Genomic DNA, 20,747 nt, shown 5'->3' with positions numbered 1-20,747 from the left:
CGACCCAGCTCACCGCGAGCGGCGAGGGTGTTTATGTCAACGCCGCATCCTCCTACACGCTCGATCAGGACCTGACCGCGGGCGGGCTCCTGTCGCTGACCAGCGGCGGCACCTTCACCATCGACGCCGACCGGACGCTGAAGACAACCAATGCCGGCTCGATCCTGCTCAACAGCGGCGTCGCCTGGAATGGCACCGGCACGCTGACGCTGAACTCCGACGACGATATCGCGCTCAACGGCGCGATCGACGGCAAGAATGGCGGCTTGACGCTGCGTGCCAATGGCACGGGCGGAAGCGACGACGTCGGTACGATCAGCACCGGCTCCGACGGCACGGTCGATGTCGGCACCTTCAATCTCCCGAAGGGCTACTGGTATCAGGTCGGGGCGAGCCTGCCGTCCTTCGAGGCGCTTGATTTCAGGACGAACCACTACAACGCAAGCTTTGTGAGGGCGCAGGGTGGCGATGGTTCCGTCGCGGACCCTTATCAGCTTTTCGATGTCTACGGCCTGCAGGGGATCACGGGACTGGATACTCTCGGGAACCAACCATCCGGCAATAACGGCCGCAGCTACCAGCTCGTCGCCGACATCGATGCCACGGGCACATCCGAATGGAACGGTGGCGTGGGGTTCGCTCCTGTCTTTCTCGCCGGCTCTCTCGACGGCGGCGGACATACCATCGACGGGCTATACGTTTACAAACCCAATGACAACGCCGGCCTCATTGGTACTTGGGACAACCAACTCGAATCCGGCAGCGCCGTATCGGTTGAAATCAAGGACCTGTCTCTCACCAACGCTCATGTTGTTGCAGCCGGCAACTATGAGGCAGGCATCCTGTTTGGACATTCGCAGAGCTATGCCGGTACCTTGACCCTGGCCAATATCTACGTCAGTGGCACGGTGTCAGGCGGCTCCTCCTACAGGGTCGGCGGGGTCGGGGGATACTATTCCAGCGCAGAGTCCAGGACGGCCACGAATATTCGCGCCGACGTCGATGTTTCCGGTGGTGCGAACTCCGAGGCCGGTGGCCTGTTCGGCTATGTGGAAGCGGGCCTGAACCTCACGGACTCAAGCTTTACCGGAACCGTTTCCGGCCAACGCGTGGGCGGACTGATCGGTTATACATATGATGACGGCAGCATCACGAATTCCTGGGCGTCGGCAACAGTCACTTCGGTGGGTGACGACAGCAATTTGGGCGGTCTCGTCGGCCGCCTTGATAGCAATTTCTCGATTTCGGGCTCCTGGTTTTCCGGATCGGTCCTCGGGACCGACAGCAATGCCAAGGTAGGCGGGCTGGTTGGTCTTGCGAGCGGCAATGTCGGAATCTCCAACGCCTTCACATCGGGCAGCACGACCGCGTCGGGCGACTCCGGCATCGCAGGCGGATTGGTCGGCTTGGCGGACGGGCTTCATGTCTCCGATTCCTACGCATCGGGCAGCACTGTTGCGTCGGGTGGCTCCGGCATCGCCGGCGGGCTCATCGGCTGGGCCGACCGGGCCAGCGTCACCACTTCATACGCCTCGGGCCTGGTGGATGGGGCCTTGTCGGGCGGCCTGGTCGGTCAGAGCGCGTACATTTATTTCAATCTCACGGACAGTGTCTGGGACCGCGAGGCAAGCGGGCAGTCGGTGGCCGTCGGCGATCTCGGCGTCGGCACCGTCTCCAATGTCGATGGCGTCACCAGCGCCGAGATGAAGCAGCTTTCGACCTTTGTCGACCACGGCTTCGACGTCGACGACGAGGGCGGCACAGGCGCGGCGTGGCGCATCTATGAGGGCAACACCGCGCCCTTGCTGCGCAGCTTCATGACCGGGCTGACGGTGACGGGCGGCAACAGCACCAAGACCTATGACGGCAGCGCCACAAGCGCCGATGTCGGCACGCTCGTCTACGGCTCGCCCTATGACAGCGCCCTGATCTTCGGCACGGCCGGCTATCTGGCTGCCAACGCGGATGCGGGCGTCTACACCGGCGCCGACCTGTCCCTAAGCGGTCTGTATTCAAGCCAGTTCGGCTACGACCTGACGCTTGTTTCAGGTTCTCTCGCCATCACGCCGAAGGCGCTCACCGTTTCGGTCGACGCCGACAGCAAGATCTATGACGGCACCACCGTAGCAACCGGTAGCTTTGGAAGTCTTTCCGGTCTCATCGGCGGCGATGTGGTGAATGTGTCCGGCAGCGCCAGCTTTGCCTTCTCGGACAAGAACGTCGGCACGAGCAAGACCGTCACCGTCACCGGCATCGGCCTGACCGGCGCGGATGCGGGCAACTACACGCTGGCATCGACTGCCGCGACCACGGCGAACATCACGCCGAAGGCCCTGACGGTCATCGCCTTGGCCAACGACAAGGTCTACGACGGCACGACGGCTGGCACCGGCTCCATCGGGACTTTGAGCGGCCTCGTCAGTGGCGATACGGTGGGGGTGTCCAGCGCCAGCTTTGCCTTCTCGGACAAGAACGTCGGCACGAGCAAGACCGTCACCGTCACCGGCATCGGCCTGACCGGCGCGGATGCGGGCAACTATACGATTGCTTCGACCGCAACCTCCAGCGCAGACATTACGCCGGCGACCCTGTGGGTGGCGGCAAATGCGGCGAGCATGACTTACGGCGACGGCGCGCCGACCCTCGGCTATACCTATGGCGGATTGGTCGGTGGCGACGATGCGTCGGTGCTCACCGGGGCGCTGTCCAGCAATGCGACATCCACCAGCAATGTCGGCAGCTATGGGATCTCGCAGGGTTCGTTATCGGCCGGCGGCAATTACCAGATCGCCTTTACCGGTGCGGATGTGACGGTTAACAGACGCGCGGTGACGGTGCAGGCGGACGATCTGCAACGCACTATCAACGAAGCCAATCCCGCGTTGACCTACAACATCGTGTCGGGAACTCTGGTGAATGGCGATCAGTTGAGCGGCAGCCTTTGGACGCCGGCTGACGCGAACTCGCCAGCCGGCGCGTATGACATCGATCAAGGCTCGCTGGTCTTGTCGGCCAATTACGACCTGACATATCTCGGTGGGGTTCTGACCGTCCTCGATGAGCCTGGTGTGCCGACACCAACCGTGCGGCCGCAAACATTCGAGTCCTCTCCCCCTCTGCCTGTCGAGGCAGGTGATGGAACGACCGACACCTGTGAGCCGGTGATCGTTCGCGAGAGCGGTCCGATAACCGTTCATCCGTGCAACCGGTCTTACGGTGCATGGCTCAGCGCCGCGGTGGAATGATCATGGTGTCGAAGTTTTTAAGCCGCCAGCATATAATGCTTCCCGCTGCACTGACTGCGGGCATCCTGCTCTGTCATCCGGCAGCGCTGGCGCAATCGGCTATCGAGCGCAACCTGCCACGCGCCACACCGGGCGAGCCAGTGTCTCTCGGCGTGGACGCGCAGGAATTCGGTGCAACAGACACGACGCCCCTCGGTGTCGACCTCGCCGGCGTCTTTCTGATCGGTGAGAACGATGCGGTTGCCGCCACGCCGCCCAAAGGCATCGGAGGCCGTAGCGGGATCATCGACCAAACGGTTGCCGAAGCAGCCCTGCGCCCGTTCATCGGCGAGCCGTTGACGCTGGCGCTCGCGGGCAGGATTCAGGCAGCTATAGCCCGAGCCTACAAGGATGCAGGCTATCCGTTCGTTTCCGTCACCCTGCCGCCACAGGAGATCACCAGCGGTGTGCTGCAGGTTCGTGTCATCGAGTTTCGGACGGGCCAGGTGAAAGTCGAGGGCGTTGCCCAAAATGAAGCTCAGGGCATCAGGAAGGGGTTGCGTGCGGCTCCGGGAGAGAGGATCGATGCGCGCGCTCTGGAAGAGGATCTCACCTGGCTGAACCGCTCGCCCTATCGGCGCGCGGAAGGGGTCTTTCGCCCCGGCGAGGATGCTGCGCTCAGCAATCTCGACGTCACCGTCAAAGCGCAGAGGCCCTGGCAGGTTTTTGCCGGCTGGTCGAACTCCGGCTCGGGGGATACCGGGCGGGACCGTTATTTTCTGGGAGGCAATGCCCGCCTGCCGCTGCCGGGCGGGCCCTGGGTTTCCTATCAGATAACGGCAAGTGACGACATCTGGAGCGATCCGGACATCCTCATTCCCCGGAAAGGGGAATATTCAGGCTATATCAGCCATGCCGGAAGGATCACCATCCCGACCTTTGCCCGGCAAAGCCTGGAAATCGCGCCGGCGCTGGTCGCCACCAGCGAGCGTCCAAACCGCTTTTTCACCATCGAGAACACCACGTTCGAACTGCCCATAATCTATCGCTCGGCGATCTCGAACATCCTGCCGGGACGTTATTGGGGAGACGTTTATGGCGGTGTCGAATTCAAGCGCCTTGAGCGGAGTACCTTGTTCTTTGGCGTGCCGGTTGCAGACGGCAGCGCCGAGCTTTTCCAGCTGGTCCTGGGCTGGAGCGGCAATTTTCAGGATCGCTGGGGGAAAACGGCCGTGGATGTGCGGCTCAAGGCCAATCCGGGCGGCGTGCTCCACGGCAATGACGCGGCCAGTTGGCAGACGTTTTCCAACGGCAGGATCGATGATCTCAGCTATGCCTATGTCGCCATGGACGTAACGCGCGCCACACCATTGCCGGGGCGGCTCTCCTGGATGTCCTCGATCTCGGCAACCTTTTCCGGCGAGGCGCTGCCGGATACGGAACGCATAGCGCTCGGAGGGCGTTATGCGGTGAGGGGTTATAATTACGACGATGTCAGCGTGGACAGCGGCATCGTCTGGCGCAACGAGCTGCGCCTGCCGAGCTTCTCGCTGCTGGGTAACCGGGCGGCAGGCAACTGGTTTCCACCCTTGCAAGACAGCTTCTCGCCCTATCTTTTCGCCGATCTCGGATTTGGACGCGACCATACCACGGATCGCAACACGACCCTCGGCGGGCTTGGGGTAGGCTTCGATTACAATATTGCCGACAACTTTACGGCAAGTTTCGTTGCCGGCCTTGCTCTTGGCGATGGCGGGAACACGAATGCCGGCGACTGGAATATCCAAGGCGCAATAACTGCACGCTTCTAGGCCGTCTCTGGCCTGGAACATTTATGGCAAAGAAGCACAGCGGTATTAGGTGCGTGAATTCGGCGAGGCGCTCAACGAGGGATAGGTCCTTCGACCGCGGGAATCTTGGTCCGGTTGAGACTGGAGCGAAAACCTTTTGAAGCAAAGCGCAGCGCGATGCAGCCGCTGCCACAGTCTATTCGGGGATAGCCGCCTGCTTCTGGTGTCCGGAAATCTCGCTCAACAGCCATTCGCGGAAATGCGCGATGGAGGGGCGTTGGAGGCTGCTGTCGGGGGTCAGGAGGCAGTAATCGCCGGCGCTTTCGAGCGTGCTTGCACAGGCGATCACAAGCCGGCCAAGCTCGACCTCCTGCCGGGCGACAATATCCGGGACGATGGCCACACCGCGCCCGCGCAACGCAGCCTCGATGGACATGAAGAAATGCCCTAGCTCAAGGCCCTGAGCAGCGCTGCCGGGAAATGTGACACCGTGCGCGTGGAGCCAATCGGGCCATGCAAAACGCCGGCTCGTCGTATGAATGAGCGGCAGCTCCGTCATGTCGTCCGGTGTCAGAGAGGCTCGGCCATCCAGCAGCTTGGGACTGCACACCGTGACCAGCCGGTCGGGAAGCAGTTCGTCGATATGAATGCCGCGCCAGCTCTCTGCCATCTCCAGCTCTATGCGCGGCTGGTTGCGTTCATAATGCTTGCCGGGCACGCGTCCGACACGGATCGCAACGTCCGGTCCCGATGAACCGAAGCTCACCGGATCGATCGAGGTGTGAAGCCGGACCTCGATGGACGGGTGCTTCTCCGTGAAGAGATAAAGGCGCGGCATGAGCCAGGCCGAGGCGAAACTTGGCAGTACCGAAACCGTCAGAATATCCGTTTCGTTGCGCCGCTTCACGCGACGCGCGACATTCGAAAGCTGATCGAGCACATCCGAAACGACCGTGTGGAATTCTTCCCCGGCATCCGTCAGCTCTATGCGCCTCGTGTAACGCTCGAACAGTGCAACCCCAAGGAAATCCTCGAGTTGCCGCACCTGCCGGCTGATCGCGCCTTGCGTCACGTAGAGCTCCTCGGCGGCTTTCGTGAAGGAGAGATGCCGGGCTGACGCCTCGAAACCATGAAGCGCGGAAAGGGGAGGCAGCAGCCGTTTTTTCATGATGCACCTGACTTGCTCATGCATGATTTTTACTAATGCATGACACGAATGCAAATCGTTTGTCACTCCCCGGCTGGCAAATCATCATGACGATGGTTTCAATCAACAGGCGGGCAGGATGGGGCAGGCAAGCGCAGAGCTGGAACGGAGCGAAGATACACGCCGGACGCCGGTGCTGAGCGCAAGCTCCATCGCCATGTCCTTCGGGGCCACCCAGGCGATCCGGCAAGTGGATCTGGATTTATATCGTGGCGAGGTTCACGCGCTGCTCGGCGGCAACGGAGCGGGAAAATCCACGCTCGTGAAGATACTGCTCGGCGCGTTGCGCCCCACCAAGGGTTCGCTCGCGGTCGAGGGGGAGGCGACAAGCTTCCGTTCCGTGCGGCATGCGATCTCGAAGGGAATTTTCCCGATCTACCAGCATCTCAGCCAATTTCCCGATCTGACGGTCAGGGAAAACCTCGCTGCCTTCAGTCTTGGCATGGCCCGGGGGATGTTGGCCTCGAAGGCCATGCCTTCCGATGAGGTCATGCGTGGCTGGCTTTCGGAAGTGGGGCTCACCCTATCCCTGGATGCGCTGTGCCGCGAGCTTTCCATCGGCGAAATGCAGCTTCTGGAAATTGCGCGCGCTATCGCACAGGAGGCGAAGGTGCTCGTTCTTGACGAGCCGACAGCCGCGCTGACCCATGCGGAGTCGGAAGTCCTGCTTCAGACCATCGACAAGCTTCGGGCGCGGGGCACGGCTATTCTCTTCATCAGCCACAAGCTGGATGAGGTCGTCGCTGTCGCAGATCGTTTGACAGTCATCCGCGACGGTGTCTGCGCTATCAGCGGCGCCGTCATGGAGGATATCTCGACGCGGGATATCGTGCTCGCCATGGTGGGCAAGGATGTCGCGCCCATTACCGACATCGCTCCGCATAAGGACGACGTCGTCGTTGCGATCCGCGATCTGCGTCTGCGCCAGGGTGCAGAACCTGTGCATTTCGAGGTGGCGCGTGGCGAGGTCGTGGGGCTTGCCGGCATTGTTGGAAGTGGTGCGGACCGTATCGCCGAAGCCATTGCAGGCGCGCTGGAGCCGGTTTCCGGCGTAGTGATGATCGAGGAAACCGCTGTGCGGGCGGGTCGCCGTAAGGAGGCCGTGGCCAATGGCATCGGCTTCGTGCCGACGGACCGGCACGCCGACGGTGTTTTCAGCATTCTGGGTGTGCTCCAGAATACGTCGGCGGCAAGCCATGGCCTGATTTCCAGATGGGGCTTTCTGCGCAAGCGCCAGGAGCATCGGCAGGCGCACGAAATCCTTGAGCGGATCGGGCTCTTTCCTTTCCGGTTCGAATTCGAAGCTGCCGATTTCAGCGGTGGCAATCAGCAGAAGCTCGTGGTGGCCCGCAATCTTTTGATCGACGGGCTGAAACTCCTCGTCATGTGCGAACCGACGCGGGGTGTGGACGTGGCTGCGCGGCGGGCGATCCATGAAGTGGTGCTGGAGGCTTCGCAAAGGGGTGTGTGCGTCATCGTGGCCTCAAGCGATATCGATGAGCTGCTCAGCATCTGCCATCGCGTGCTGATCGTGCAGGACCAGGCCATTACGGGGGCCTTTGCGCGTGGTGCACAGCGCCAGGACATCATCGGCGCGCTGGCGGGAGCAGCGGCATGACTGCTCTTTCAAGGCATATCCGTTCTGTCCCCGTGTCAGTGTTGATCGCGCTCGTGTTCTTTGTGGTCTGCGCCCTTTTCGTGCCGCGTTTCGCCAATCCGGGAAATCTCGAGAATGTTGCACGTATTGCCGCGATCCTGGCAATCGTCGCTTGCGGTCAGGCCATCGTCCTGATTCTCGGGGGAATAGAGTTTTCCTTCGGTTCGTCGGTCGCTCTCGCGTCGGTCGTAACCGTCATGCTGTTGCCGAGCGTCGGGCCTGTCGCTGCCTTTCTGGCGGGGGTCGTGGTGGTGGTGCTGGTTGGCGTTCTCAATGCGACGCTCATTGCCGGCATCGGCCTGCCGGCGGTGGTGGTGACGCTTGGCACGCTGATGATCGGCCACGGGCTGGCTTCCAGTCTGGCAGGCGGCCTGCCCATCGACGCGGCGCCGAGCATGCTCTTCCGCTGGCCTGCCGTCGGCGAGGTCATGGGAATTCCAGTCGCCGTGCTTCTCGCCGCAATTGCGCTCCTGTGTTTGTGGGGGCTGCTCGCACACACGGAACTCGGACGCCGGTTCTATCTCGTGGGCGCCAATGCAAGTGCCGCTCGCCTTTCAGGCATCGGCGTGAAAGGCACGCTCTTCACGGGCTATGTATTGGCGGGACTGTTTGCGGGTGTGGCGAGCGTCATCCTGACGAGCCGCGTGGGGTCGGGCCAGCCCAATCTTATGCCGGACCTGCCATTTCAGACCATCGCGGCCTGTGCGATCGGTGGCATACCGTTGACCGGAGGACGCGGGTCGGCGATCCAGGTGATCGCAGGGGTCGCGATCATCGCGATGCTCAACAATGCCGTCGTGCTCCTCAACTATCCGGTCGCCATCCAGCAATTGCTTATTGCGCTGGTGATCGTCGTGTCGGTCGTCATGCAGCGGCTTGCGGCAGGGTTCTCCGTCGATCTTCAGATCCTCTTCAAGGGAGCCCGGCGATGAGCGCTCTGATCCATCGTCTCCTGCATGCGCGGGCGCTCGTCGCATTCCTGTTTCTCGTCGGGGTCTGGTGTCTCTTCGGTCTCCTGAATGGCCGCTACATGACAACCGGAAATGCCGCCAGCATCGCATTGCAGATGAGTGTGCTCGTTCTCCTCGCAACGGGACAGATGTTCGCACTAACAGTGCGCGGTTTCGATATTTCCGTCGGAGCGGTGGCGGCGCTGTCCAGTGTCGTGGCCGCGCTCGCCTGGAACGCGGTGGGGCCGGTCGGCCTTCTGGCAGGGCTCCTGACGGGGCTTGTCGCCGGAACGATCAATGGCTTCCTGATTGCACGCGTCGAGGTTCAGCCCATCGTCACGACGCTTGGCATGCTGATCGGGGCGCGGGGGCTCAGCCTTCTCGTCAGCGATTCCGGCCAGGTCATCCCGATGAGCGAGCCTGGTGCGATGCTGCAACTCGCCTATGGGAACTGGTTCGGGCTTGCCCCGCTCGCCTGGCTTGCCTTCGCCGGCGTCGGCGCCGCCGCATGCATCATCCGTTTCACGCTGCTTGGCCGTCGCATCCTGATGTTCGGTTCCAACCCCGACGCGGCAAGACTGGTCGGCATGAATGCTGTGCGTGTGCATATCGCGGCCTACCAACTCGCCGGTCTGTTCGCGAGCCTTGCGGGCCTTGCCATGCTTGCCCGCGCCGGTGCGGGCCTTCCGACGGACGGATCGGGCATGGAGCTTCAGTCCATTGCCTCTGCCGTGATCGGCGGAACCGCGTTGACGGGTGGCGTGGCCTCGCCGCTGGGCACGCTCCTCGGGGCTGCTTTCATCCAGTCGCTCGGCAGCGGCCTCAACATGTCGGGCATTTCACCGTTCACGGCAGAGATCGCGATTGGCGCAGTGATCATTGCCGCATCCTCCGTAAGCGTTGCGCCACAATTGGTGACCCGGCTGAAAAAACGGGCCCGAAAAAAGGGGAATTGAGACCATGACTTTCAAAACAAAACTGAGGGCCGCAGCCGCGCTTCTCGCGATCTCGGCGGCCTCCGCTGCCCAGGCCGAAACCATCGGCTTCTCCGTGCCGAGCCTTGCCTCCTCCTTCTGGGTCTCGGCCACCTATGGCGTCCAGAAGGCGGCAGAGGAAGCCGGCGTCGAACTGATCGTCGTCGATGCCGGTGGCGACGCCAATGCCGTGCAGCAGATTTCGCAGATCCAGGACCTGGTGCAGCGCGGTGTCGACGCCATCGTTATCGGGGCGACGAACGGGGATTCCATAGCTCCGGTGGTCGAGCAGGCGCTTGCTGCCGGCATCAAGGTCGTCGGTATTTCCTCGCCGCCCTCCAATGAAGGGCTGAGCGCGGTCGTCAGCGCCGACCATTACGATATGGGCAAGCTGCAGGCGGAATGCATGGGCAAGGCCCTGTCCGGCAAGGGCGAGGTCGCAATGATGGCCGGTCCGCAGGGACAGACCTGGTCGGACCGGCGCGCTGCCGGTTTCAACGAGACGCTCACAGCCGAATTTCCGGACATGAAGGTCGTTGCGGAATCCCGTCTCGCCGACAACCGCAATGATGCGCTCAGAGTTGCCGAGGACTGGAGCCAGCGCTTTCCGGATGTCAACGGCGTCTATTCGGCCACGGACGACATGGCTGCAGGGGTCATCAACGCCTTCGAGGCTGCGGGGATCAAGAACGTGGTGTTCACGGCCTCCAATCTCAGCCCCACCGCGCAGGACCTCATCAAGTCCGGCAAGCTTGCATGCACCTCGATCCAGAAGATCGTGGCGCAGGGCAGGGCGGCGCTCAAGGCTGCCGTCGATGCGTCCAAGGGCGTTGCTGTCGAGAAGAGCATCGTCACGCCGGCGCTTCTGATTGACGCCAGCAATGTCGACACGGTCGATCTGGGCGATGTGGTCGCCCCGGAAGGCTACCGTCCGTAACAGAAGCGCATCAGACAGGAGGCCGCACAATGGAATTTCTGAACAATCCGAGATTGACCTATTCGCCCATCGAAAACCGACCGGATTTCACCTGGCCGGAGGGGAAGCGGCTGGCCGTCTACGTGGCCCTCTGTGTCGAGCATTTTTCCTATGGTTCGGGGCTGGGGCTCGCCTATTCGCCGGGGCTCCAGCATCCCAACAGCTACAATTGGGGCTGGCGTGAATACGGAAACCGTGTCGGCGGTTTCCGGCTTGCCCGCCTGTTCGACGAATATGATCTGCCATTGGCGATCCTTCTGAACACGGCTTGCTATGACCACTGTCCCGAGCTTCTCGAGCAGTTCCGCCGGCGCGGCGACGAGTTCATTGCCCATGGCCATACCAACTCCGAGCATCCCAACGGCATGGACGAGAAGGAGGAAGCCGCTGCAATCGACCGCGTGGCGCGCCTGATCGAGCAGCATGAGGGGCAGGCGCCGAAGGGATGGATGTCGCCCGGCGCGCATCCAAGCGCAAACACCGAGGACCTGCTCAAGGAGCGGGGGTTCGACTACACGCTGGACTGGCCGATCGACGATCAGCCCGCATGGCTGAAAACCGCGCACGGCCCGCTGATGAGCGTTCCCTATCCCCATGAGGTCAACGACATTCCGATGATCGCGCTGCATGACGGCACGGCGAGCGCGTTTGCCGACATGGCGATCGACAATCTGGAAGAGATGCTCGACCAGTCCCGGGATCAGTCTCTGGTCTATGGCATCACCATTCACACATTCCTGGTGGGGCAGCCGTTCCGGCTTCGCCAGTTCCGGCGCGTGCTCGACAAGCTGAAAGAGCACAGCGACCGTATCTGGTTCACCACGCCCGGTCAAATTCACGATCACTACGCGGCGCTGTCCGCCAACCGAAAGGTGTAGCCATGGCATTGGCAAATGCTCCCAACCTGCCCGAAACAGCCAGTGAAAGACCGTTGCGGGTTGCCGTGGCCGGTCTTGGCGCTGTCGGTCTGCAGATCGCGCGCAGGCTGGCTGATGGCCTGCCGGGATTCGAGCTCGGCGCCATCGCGGTGCGCGACAAGGATGCGGCCCGCGAGAAGCTCGGGCCCGGTCATGCAAATACGGCCATTGTCGATCTGCGTGAGCTGGAGCTGCATGCCGACGTGGTTGTGGAATGCGCTCCCGCCGCGATCCTGCGCGAGGTGGTTCTGCCCTTCGTGAGCCAGGGCAAGAAGGCGGTGGTGCTTTCCTGCGGTGCCCTGCTGCGGAATATGGACCTGATCGATACGGCCCGCGAAAATGGCGGCCAGATCATCGTGCCTTCGGGAGCTCTGCTCGGGCTCGATGCGGTGAGTGCCGCTGCCGAGGGTGAAATCCGCAGCGTGCGCATGACCACGCGCAAACCCGTGACAGGGCTCGTGGGCGCTCCTTATCTGGTTTCGAACAATATCGACATTCAGGACATCAAGGAGCCGTTGCGTGTCTTTTCCGGCACCGCGCGTGAGGCGGCAGTGGGGTTTCCTGCCAATCTGAATGTTGCGGTCGCCTTGTCGCTAGCAGGCCTCGGGCCGGACAAGACACAGCTCGACATCTGGGCGGACCCCGCCCTGAAGCGCAATACGCATCACATCGAGGTGGATTCCGACAGTGCATCCTTCTCGATGTCCATCGAGAACATTCCCAGCGAAAACCCGAAGACGGGGCGCATCACTGCCCTTTCGGTGATCGCGGCGCTCAGAAGGCTGCGCGCACCCCTGCGGGTCGGCACCTGACCGGAGACTGACATGGATTTCGGATTAAAAGAAAAAACCGCGCTGGTCTTCGGCGCGGGGGGCGGGCTTGGCGGTGCCATTGCCGAGGCTCTGGCGGCGGAGGGCGCGCGCCTTTTCGTGGCCGACATCAATGAGGACGCGCTTTCGACCGTGGCGGGGCGCATTCGCGCAGCCGGCGGCGAGGCCCATGCGCTGGTCTGGGACATTGCCGACACCAAGGCGCTGGAGCGTCATGCTGCGGCAATCGAAGAAAGCCATGGCGGCGTGGATATTCTCGTCAACAATACGGGCGGCCCGCCGCCAACCACCGCCGCGGGCGTGAACGGGGAGGATTGGATGCGCTATTTCGGCTCCATGGCCTGCTCCGTCTTTGCGGTCACGGACCGTTTTCTGCCCGGTATGCGTGCCCGCAAGTTCGGACGCATTGTCACCAGCACGTCTTCGGGTGTGGTGGCGCCAATTCCCAATCTTGGCATATCGAATGCCGTGCGCATGTCGCTTGTCGGCTGGTCGAAGACGTTGTCGCGCGAGGTCGCACGCGACGGCGTTACAGCCAACATCATTCTGCCCGGGCGGATTGCAACCGCTCGCATACGCCAGCTCGACGAGGCAAAGGCGAAGCGGGAGAACCGTGCTGTCGCCGAGGTCGAAGCTGAAAGCACCGGCTCCATACCCGTGGGGCGTTATGGCGATCCGGCCGAATATGGCGCGGCGGTCGCTTTCCTCGCCAGCCGTCAGGCGGGTTACATCACCGGATCGACCATTCGCGTCGACGGCGGGTTGATCGCCAGCATCTGATCCCTTTTTCAGGAGTACTGAATATGTCCCAGAACATCCGGGCGGAAATCCGCGCGCGCTTTCTCAAGGTTGATACGTCCAATGTCGCCGATGTGCTCGATGACATGGGGCTGCTTCACCAGGGCCTGGCTGCGGATTTTCGCAGCTTTTCAGGCACAAGCGGCAAGCTCGCGGGCTTTGCCTATACGATACGTGGCCAGTCCACACCCTATGGTATGGGGGGAGATGCCGAAAAGATGACAGCCTGCCAGGGGATTTCCGAAGATGAAATTTCCGTCTGGTCGGGCGATGGCGATGGCACTTGTTATTTCGGGGAGCTGATCGCACTCGGGCTGAAGGAGAGAGGATGTGTCGGCGCGCTCGCGGATGGCGGTGTGCGCGATATCGCCTGGCTCAACCAGCATGATTTTCCGGTCTTCGCCAGATACCGCTCGCCGGTCCAGTCTATCGGGCGCTGGAAGGTGAATGCGTGGCAAGTACCGGTGTTTATCCGTGGCGCGACGTCGAAACATGTTGAGGTTGCGCCGGGCGACTTTATTCTGGCCGACGCAGATGGCGCCATCGTCATTCCCGCCGCCCGCATCGAGGCCGTCCTCGAGAAGGCGGAGGCGCTGACGGCCGGCGAAATCAACATCCGGCGGGAGCTCGCCAATGGAATGACCCTCAGCGAAGCGCTGAAGGTCTACGGCCACGTTTGAATGGAGATATCGGGGGAATGACTGCCACTCTCGCTTTCGATCCCCCGAACCCATCGGGTGTGCAGGATGCCGTTCTTGGGCTGAAGCAGGTGCTCGATACCCACGAGACGACCGGCGCCTCGCCTTTCGTGAACGAAATCCTTGCCGCCGAAGGGGAGCGCCGCGACGGAGGAGCCGCAGAAGCGCTCGCGGGAGAACATGCGCCCTCGAATGCGTTCGAAAGTGCACGCCGCAGAGCCGATGAACGGCAGGCGCTCAATGCCTTCATCCGCCTCTTTTCGGAGGAAGAGGCCCATTCGATGACCGGTGGGAAGGCAATGGGGGACGGAACGCTCGCCAATCTCCCCTTCGCGTTCAAGGATGTCTTCTTCGCGCATGGCCATCTGCCCGGCGATGGAACACCCTATCGTTTTCCGTCGCGAGGTGTGGAGCAGGCACCGCTTCTTGAACGCCTATTTGCAGCCGGGGCCATTCCGGTCGGTGCGACCAATCTCGACCCTTTCAGCTATTCGACGACCGGCGAGAACCCCTTTTACGGGGCACCGATCAATCCGCTTGATCCCGAGCTTCTGGTCGGCGGGTCGTCTTCCGGCTCCTCAGTTGCCGTCGGCGCGGGGATCGTGCCGTTTGCAATCGGCACGGATACGGGAGGGTCCATCCGTATTCCGGCGGCATTTTGCGGGGTGTGGGGATGGAAGCCGACCAATGGGCTGCTCGATGCGTCCGGGCTCGTGCCTTTGAGCCACAGCCATGATTGTCCGGCGATTGTTGCCAGCGATGCCCGCATGCTTCGCCGGGTCGCTGAAACGCTGATCGGGAAATCGTCTCCGGCCTGGCGGAAGGCGGAAAGCGGCATGCGGATCGGCATCGCGCAGGAGCTGTTTGCGGCGAGCGATGCGGATACCGCAAAGGCGCTGAACCGGTTTCTGGCGGCTGCCCGCTCGGGTTCGGGGCAAGATGTTGCAGTGCCCGACCTTGCCTTGTGCAACGGCATTGCCACGGTCATCACCGGCTATGAGGCGGCTCGGTTCCTGCATCCTGCATTCGAGGAGATGCCGGATGCCTTTACGGGAAATGTGCGCCAGCGCCTTGCCATAGGGGCCTCCATTGCACGCCGGGACTATGATGTTGCCCAGCGTATCCGGTCTCGCCTGACCGCCGATTTTCTCGCAGGCACCCTGTCGAAATGCGATCTGATCGTCTCGCCCATCACGCCGCGCGGCTGTTATCGGCGGAAAGAACTGAACGGGCCGGCCGAGAGCGTTCGCGCGCTGACGCTCGAACTTCTCGATTTCAATCGGTGGGTCAACAGTCTTGGCCTGCCGGCGGTGGCGATTCCGTTCCGGCTCTCCGAGAGCGGTCAAATGGTTGCGGTGCAGATCATCGGGCGCCCCTATGGTGACCTCGATCTCCTGCGCTTTGCAGGCGGGCTCGCCCTCTAGGTCATATAGCCTCGGAGCAGAAACAATTTGTGCGAAATGAGCCCGGTGCATGCGCCGGGCTCATTTCGTTGTGGGGGGTGTGCCCGCGATGCCCTTTGAAACCTGGAGAAAACGGGACGAGCAGGTGTTCATGCATGATCACAGCTCATTCATGGGCATCACGCTATTCGTTTGTTTCCGAGCGTGGTTCAGGTCGATAGTCCCGGCGAAAGCGATGACCTCAAGCCGGGAGCATAAGGTGGGCTATTTCGAGCATCCACGTGAGCGCGCACGAGCGCTGATCGAAGATCGTGCCTTCTTTGCCGGTCGTTGGCAGGCGGGTGACGGGGGCAAATCCTATGCGGTCCACGATCCGGCAACAGGGGAGATGGTGGGAACCGCCCCCGATCTGTCAGACACCCAGATCATGGAAGCTATCGATGCCGCCGAAGACGGGTTGAAGGTCTGGTCCGGGTTTCTTCCTGCCGAGCGCAGCCGCATCCTCAATGCCTGGTGCGACCTGATGATGGCCAGGCGGGAAGGGCTTGCCGCGCTGATAACCCTTGAGCAGGGCAAACCGCTTCACGAATCCCTTGGCGAGATCGACTATGCGGCAAGCTTCATCCGCTGGTATGCGGAGGAGACCAAGCGTGATGGCGGAGACGTTTTGCGCAGCCATCTTCCGGGCCGCCGGTTGCATGTCAATCGGGCGCCGATCGGTATTGTGGCGGCAATCACGCCGTGGAATTTTCCTTCCGCAATGCTGGCGCGCAAGGCGGCTGCGGCACTTGCTGCGGGATGTTCCGTCATCGGCCTGCCGTCCTCACAGACGCCATTCTCTGCACTGGCGCTGGCGCGTCTGGCCGAGGAAGCCGGTTTTGCGAAAGGCGTCTTTTCGGTCGTGACGGGCAATTCGCGGCGGGTGGTTCCCCTGTTGTGCGGCGACGCGCGTGTGCGTGCCGTTTCCTTCACCGGTTCCACCGAGGTCGGGCGCGTGATTGCAGGCCTTTGCGCGCCGACCATCAAGAAGGTGAGCCTCGAACTGGGTGGCCACGCCCCCTTCATCGTTTTCGAGGATGCCGATCTGGAGCGTGCCATGGACGACGCCATGAACGCCAAGTTCCAGACGACAGGGCAGGACTGCCTCGCTGCCAACCGCATCTTCGTACAGGACCGTCTCTACGACCGGTTTGTCGAAGGGTTTGTGGACCGCGCGACAAGGCTGAAGGTGGGGGATGGATTTGCCTCGGGCGTGAATATCGGGCCGATGATTCACGGCAAGGCCCTCCAGAAAGTGCACGAGCAGGTCGAGGATGCTCAAAGACGCGGCGCACGACTGGAGCTTGGCGGTCAGGTGCACAATGCGGGACCGAATTTCTATGCGCCGACGGTGCTGTCGAATGTGGCCGACGGCATGCTCATCATGCATGAAGAGACTTTCGGACCGGTTGCCGGCATCAGCCGTTTCGCGACCGAGGAAGATGCGATCCGCCGAGCCAACGCCACCGAATACGGCCTTGCCGCCTATCTGCACACACGGGATCTCAGCCGCGCCGAGCGGGTGTCCAGTCGTCTCGAATACGGCATGGTCGGCATCAACACATCAAAGATGACTGGAGCGCCCATCCCCTTCGGTGGCGTCAAGCAATCGGGGCTTGGACGCGAAGGCGGCCCCTACGGAATGCAGGATTTTATGGAGCTGAAATATGTCTGCGCAGCCTATGAGTGAGAATATGACAAGCGCACGGACCGCAAGCGAAAAAACGAGCGTCGCACGGCAAGTGGTCGAAACATTGCGCGATCTGGGCGTGCATCATGTCTTCGGCGTTCCGAGCGGTGGCTGGGTGGACTATATGGAAGCCATGCGCACGACCGACGGCATCGAGTTCGTCCTGACCACCCATGAGGGGACGGGAGCGATCATGGCCGATGTCTGCGGTCGCCTGACCGGCGTGCCTGGCATCTGCTTCGGCACTTTCGGTCCTGGCGCGACAAATCTGTCGACGGGTGTCGGCGGAGCGTTGCTGGATCGCTCGCCCATGATTGCGCTGACCGACGAGATGCCCGCACCGATGCGCGGCAGGGTCACCCAGATGGGGATCGATCATCAGGCGCTGTTCGCTCCGGTGACGAAGAAGACGACCAGGCTTGAGGCGGACAAGGTTCGCGAAATCTTTTCCGATGCTGCGACGGTGGCGCTTTCGGGGCGGCCCGGTTCGGTCCATGTCGGGTTGCCGGTCGGCATGAGTGCCGAGATGAATGTTCCGGCGACGGGCCTGGCGGTATCGCATCCGGCGATACCGGAAAAGGCTTCTGCCGCCAGCATCGAGGCAATGCAGGCTGCGCTTCGCGTTGCGCGGAAGCCGGTCATCGCACTGGGGCTCTCCGCGGTGCGAACCGGCGTGGGCGATGCCGTTGTGCGTTTCGCCGAGGCTCACGGTATTCCCGTGGTCATCACACCCATGGCCAAGGGGCTGATTGCTGAAGATCACCCCTGCTATGCGGGGGTTCTGTTCCATGCCCTTTCCGACGAAGTCGGCAAGACCCACCAGCAGGCCGATCTGGTGGTTCTGGTGGGTTATGATCCCGTCGAGTTCAACGTCGAGGCATGGGCGCCGGAAGTGGCGCTGATCAATATCGACGATGAGCCCGCCGATATTGATCGTGAGGTTTACCCCGACCTGCTTGAGGTGACGGGCGACATCGTTTCCAGCGTGGCCGCCTTGGGGACCGTGTCGATGGATCCAAAGGAATGGGACATGGCGGCGCTGAAGGAGCGGCGCGAAGCGATGTTCGAACGGCTCAAGGGCATCGATGCGTTTGGCCCCTGCGCGGCACTCGATATCCTCCGCGAGGTTCTGCCTCAGGACGGCATCATGACCTGCGATGTGGGGGCACATACTCATCTCATCGGCCAGAAATGGCTTACGCCCGCACCAGGCCGGCAGATCATGACCAACGGATGGTCGACCATGGGCTTCGGGATTCCCGCTGCCATTGCAGCGAAGCTGTGCAGGCCGCAAGCCGATGTCTGCACGGTCGTGGGTGATGGCGGGTTCCTGATGTCCGCGGGGGAACTGGCAACTGCCGTGCGGCTCAACCTGCCCATCGTCACCGTGGTGCTGACGGACAATGACCTGGCGCTTATCCGCATCAAGCAGCAGAAGAAGCAGAACCCGATCTATGGCACGCCCATTCGGGCCAAAGGCACCATTGGCGGCGACAATATCTTCGGCGTTCCTGTGATGACGGCAAGCGACCGGGAAGGATTCCGCAAGGCGCTGCGCGAAGCCTTTGCCACCGGTAAGCCGATGATTGTCGAGGCGCTCGTCTCGAGCCGCGAGTATGATGAGCTCGTGCTCAAGAAGGACAAGGCGCACTAGCTCGCCGAGCATCGATGCTGCGACCGGGCAACCTGGCCCGGCCGCAGAATAACCGGATATTCCTCCCGGTCTTCGTTCTTCAGCGCGTGGCGTTGAAGAGTGGTTTGCGGCGTTCGGTGAAGGCGCGCATTCCTTCCTGCCGGTCGGGCAGGCCCAGCGTCTGGTGGAAGAGCGCGCGTTCCAATTTCAGCCCCTCCTTGAGGGGCATTTCCATACTTGCGCGGACAGCTTTCTTGATCGAGTTCAGGACTGTGCCTGAAAGGGCCGCAAGTCCGCTGGCGTATTCACGTCCCTCCTCAAGGAGCCGGTCAGGTGGAACGATGCGGGAAACAAGACCGCAGCGTTCGGCTTCGATTGCGTCCATGCGGTGGCCGGACAGAAGCATGTCCATTGCCTTGGCCGTGCCAATCAGCCTTGGCAGGCGCTGTGTGCCACCGGCGCCCGGCATGGTCCCGAGGCTGATTTCGGGATGACTGAAAACGGCGTTCTCGGCAGCCAGGACGATGTCGCACATCTCCACGAGTTCGCAGCCGCCGCCGAGTGCATAACCTTGAACCAATCCGATCACGGGTTTGGGGAAGTCACCAAGTGCCACGCAGCAGCCGGCAAAATCCGTTGCGCGCGCGGTTTCGGCACTCATGTCGAGCATTTCGCGAATATCGGCTCCGGCGGCGAAGTGGTCTCCCTCCGAACGCAGAAGAACGACCCGTGTTTCGCTGTCTTCGCGAAGCCGCTCCAGGGTCTGTGCCATCGCATCGGTCAGGGCCACACACAAGGCGTTGCGGGCCTGCGGCCGGTCGATGACGAGTTCGGCATATCCGCTCGGGTGTTTGGCGCAGTGGATCATGCTGGAAACCATGCGTGCAGGCTCCTTTCACCTTGCCTCCAGTCTCGCGCGGGACAATCGCAATCGCGAATGAGGAATGCTGCGCCAGCGCTGAAAACTGCTCAGTCCTCGGCCTTTCCACGTGGCCTTAGGAAAGGTGGGGCGCGGGGCGGGCGCAGCTTGGAATGCTGGCCTTCTTGTACATGAAATCCCGCAATGTGCGGGCGGCGACCGAAAGGGCGCGGTTCTTCGGCCAGTAAAGACAGACATCGCGCACGGCCAGCGGGTCGTCTATGGCGCGCACGATCAGGTTATCGACGCGCGAGACGTGAAGAGCCAGAGCCGTGGTGACGCCGACCCCCTGACGGGAGCGGACGAGCTCGATGAGGGATTGAGGCTGGCTCACCTCGAATGCCAGTTTCGGTGGTTCGCCGAGATGGTGCCAGAAGGGATGGGTAAGAATTCCCTCCGTCTGATAGCGGCCGGTCATGATGAGCCGGTGCCTTAAAAGCTCATCCGGTGGGATCGGTCCGAATGTCTTTGCCAGTTCGTGCTCCGGCCTGAAGACAACCTTGAAGTCCTCCTGCCACAGGGGCAGGCTCTCGAACTTCACGCTTGAGAGCGGCGGGGTCGTCTGGCGCAGGAACAGGTTAACATCCCCGGCGATGGCCGCCTGCTCCATATAGGCGCCGCCCAGTTCCACCAGATGGATATCCACCAGAGGATATACCTCCCGGAACTGGTCGAGCAGGGTGGGGATGTAGCCTGCCGTGGCGCTCGGATAGGTGCCGAGGCGCACGGTGCCGCGCTTGGCACCCAGGAAATCGGAGACATCGCCGCGCGCTGCTTCCATCTGGTTCAGGATGGCGCGGGCGTGAGGCAGAAGCGCTGCGCCGGGCGGGGTGAGCTCCACCGGCCGGCGATCGCGATGAAACAGCTCCACGCCCAAATCTTCCTCAAGCGAGGCGATATGCGCGCTTACCGTGGGTTGCGAGTAATGCAATGCATCGGCAGCGTTGGCGAAACCACGGTTCTCAACAACGGAGATGAAGGTTCGCAGCGAACGTATGTCCATATTATCGGAAATCCTGATATTAGATATCCAAACTATCAT

General features: G+C 62.0%; 16 protein-coding genes. 13 read left to right on the top strand and 3 right to left on the bottom strand.

Annotation, left to right across the window (positions count from 1 at the left end; genetic code table 11):
- Positions 1 to 3,245 (top strand): YDG domain-containing protein (locus NA8A_RS11260; protein ID WP_009756630.1); only part of this gene is annotated, 3,245 nt, incomplete at its 5' end.
- Between the two features lie 2 nt (positions 3,246 to 3,247).
- Positions 3,248 to 5,035 carry a ShlB/FhaC/HecB family hemolysin secretion/activation protein gene (locus NA8A_RS11255; protein WP_240532774.1) on the top strand — a complete coding sequence of 596 codons (1,788 nt, stop codon included), beginning with the start codon at positions 3,248 to 3,250 and terminating at the stop codon, positions 5,033 to 5,035.
- Positions 5,036 to 5,210: 175 nt separating this feature from the next.
- Here NA8A_RS11255 and gcvA read toward each other — a convergent pair whose 3' ends face one another.
- Positions 5,211 to 6,182: a transcriptional regulator GcvA gene (gene gcvA, locus NA8A_RS11250; protein WP_040672377.1), complete on the bottom strand. Its 972-nt coding sequence runs from the start codon at positions 6,180 to 6,182 to the stop codon at positions 5,211 to 5,213.
- A gap of 118 nt (positions 6,183 to 6,300) precedes the next feature.
- Between gcvA and NA8A_RS11245 the strand changes: the two genes are divergently transcribed.
- From NA8A_RS11245 to NA8A_RS11195, 11 genes are all read left to right on the top strand, one after another.
- Positions 6,301 to 7,839 carry a sugar ABC transporter ATP-binding protein gene (locus NA8A_RS11245; protein ID WP_009756627.1) on the top strand — a complete coding sequence of 513 codons (1,539 nt, stop codon included), beginning with the start codon at positions 6,301 to 6,303 and terminating at the stop codon, positions 7,837 to 7,839.
- Positions 7,836 to 8,810: an ABC transporter permease gene (locus tag NA8A_RS11240; RefSeq protein WP_009756626.1), complete on the top strand. Its 975-nt coding sequence runs from the start codon at positions 7,836 to 7,838 to the stop codon at positions 8,808 to 8,810. Before NA8A_RS11245 ends, NA8A_RS11240 begins: the two co-directional genes overlap by 4 nt.
- On the top strand, positions 8,807 to 9,784 hold the full coding sequence (locus tag NA8A_RS11235; RefSeq protein ID WP_009756625.1) for an ABC transporter permease: 978 nt from the start codon (positions 8,807 to 8,809) through the stop codon (positions 9,782 to 9,784). The genes NA8A_RS11240 and NA8A_RS11235 overlap by 4 nt, the downstream gene beginning before the upstream one ends.
- 4 nt (positions 9,785 to 9,788) lie before the next feature.
- Entirely contained in the window at positions 9,789 to 10,739 is a 951-nt protein-coding gene (locus NA8A_RS11230; protein ID WP_009756624.1) for a TMAO reductase system protein TorT, read from the top strand.
- Between the two features lie 29 nt (positions 10,740 to 10,768).
- Positions 10,769 to 11,656, top strand: a complete 888-nt coding sequence (locus tag NA8A_RS11225) for a polysaccharide deacetylase family protein (protein ID WP_009756623.1) — start codon at positions 10,769 to 10,771, stop codon at positions 11,654 to 11,656.
- Positions 11,657 to 11,658: 2 nt separating this feature from the next.
- Positions 11,659 to 12,507 (top strand): aspartate dehydrogenase, encoded by an 849-nt coding sequence (locus NA8A_RS11220; protein WP_009756622.1) that lies wholly within the window; start codon positions 11,659 to 11,661, stop codon positions 12,505 to 12,507.
- Between the two features lie 12 nt (positions 12,508 to 12,519).
- Positions 12,520 to 13,305, top strand: a complete 786-nt coding sequence (locus NA8A_RS11215) for an SDR family oxidoreductase (RefSeq protein ID WP_009756621.1) — start codon at positions 12,520 to 12,522, stop codon at positions 13,303 to 13,305.
- 23 nt (positions 13,306 to 13,328) lie between these two features.
- Entirely contained in the window at positions 13,329 to 14,003 is a 675-nt protein-coding gene (locus NA8A_RS11210) for an RraA family protein (protein WP_009756620.1), read from the top strand.
- A gap of 17 nt (positions 14,004 to 14,020) precedes the next feature.
- Positions 14,021 to 15,445 (top strand): amidase, encoded by a 1,425-nt coding sequence (locus NA8A_RS11205; RefSeq protein WP_009756619.1) that lies wholly within the window; start codon positions 14,021 to 14,023, stop codon positions 15,443 to 15,445.
- A gap of 214 nt (positions 15,446 to 15,659) precedes the next feature.
- On the top strand, positions 15,660 to 17,153 hold the full coding sequence (locus NA8A_RS11200; protein ID WP_009756618.1) for an NAD-dependent succinate-semialdehyde dehydrogenase: 1,494 nt from the start codon (positions 15,660 to 15,662) through the stop codon (positions 17,151 to 17,153).
- A 4-nt stretch (positions 17,154 to 17,157) separates the two neighbouring features.
- A complete protein-coding gene (locus tag NA8A_RS11195; RefSeq protein ID WP_040672374.1) occupies positions 17,158 to 18,807 on the top strand; it encodes a thiamine pyrophosphate-binding protein in 1,650 nt (549 codons plus the stop codon).
- Positions 18,808 to 18,886: 79 nt separating this feature from the next.
- Here NA8A_RS11195 and NA8A_RS11190 read toward each other — a convergent pair whose 3' ends face one another.
- Positions 18,887 to 19,666 carry an enoyl-CoA hydratase/isomerase family protein gene (locus tag NA8A_RS11190; protein ID WP_009756616.1) on the bottom strand — a complete coding sequence of 260 codons (780 nt, stop codon included), beginning with the start codon at positions 19,664 to 19,666 and terminating at the stop codon, positions 18,887 to 18,889.
- A gap of 115 nt (positions 19,667 to 19,781) precedes the next feature.
- Positions 19,782 to 20,708, bottom strand: coding sequence for a LysR family transcriptional regulator (locus tag NA8A_RS24340; protein WP_009756615.1), 927 nt, complete (start codon positions 20,706 to 20,708; stop codon positions 19,782 to 19,784).
- Positions 20,709 to 20,747 lie beyond the last annotated feature (39 nt).

It is taken from the genome of Nitratireductor indicus C115 (genome assembly GCF_000300515.1).
GTDB lineage: Bacteria > Pseudomonadota > Alphaproteobacteria > Rhizobiales > Rhizobiaceae > Nitratireductor > Nitratireductor indicus.
This window is presented reverse-complemented; position numbering and strand designations above follow the sequence as displayed.